Below are 529 nucleotides of genomic sequence, written 5' to 3'. Positions count from 1 at the left end.
TATTGCGGGTTCACCCCGTCGAACTGGTCCTCCGGGACGATGGAGCACAAGCATCGGGCGATCACCAAGGAAGGCCCCTCGGCGCTGCGGATGGCAGTGTTCCTCGCCGCGAACGCGGCCCGCAGATCCGACCCGCAGCTGGCCCGGTTCTATCACCGGCTCATGGTCGAGCAGGGCCAGCACCACAACAAGGCTGTCTGCGCGGTGGCTCGGAAACTTGCTGAACGGATCTGGGTGGTCGTCGACCGCGCACAGCCCTACCAATACCTCGATGACGACGGCGTGATCATCGACGTGGAGCAGGCCCGGGCGATCGTCCACGACCGCTACGCGGTGCCCGAGCAGGTGCGCGCACGCCACCGCAGCCACACCACCGCACAGAGGAGGGCACGTTTGGTCGCCTGACCTGCCACCTCCGCCACCACGGAATCCGCCCCAGAAAGCCGTAGACCGAAGCTCCTACGGTATCCAGCCCTGCCTTAAAACCGCAGTTCACAATGGGTGTTGACAAACGTTAGGGAATCTCTTC

The 529-nt window shown here is 64.3% G+C and carries 1 protein-coding gene; it reads left to right on the top strand.

What is annotated here, in order from left to right; all coding sequences use genetic code 11:
• Positions 1–405: transposase (locus tag TBIF_RS23705; protein ID WP_148302286.1), on the top strand; the 405-nt coding region annotated here is incomplete at its 5' end.
• Positions 406–529: the final 124 nt, after the last annotated feature.

The sequence above is a fragment of the Tomitella biformata AHU 1821 genome, from assembly GCF_000524475.1.
Lineage (GTDB): Bacteria > Actinomycetota > Actinomycetes > Mycobacteriales > Mycobacteriaceae > Tomitella > Tomitella biformata.
The sequence above is the reverse complement of the archived record's forward strand: the minus strand, read 5'-3'. Positions and strand labels throughout refer to the sequence as shown.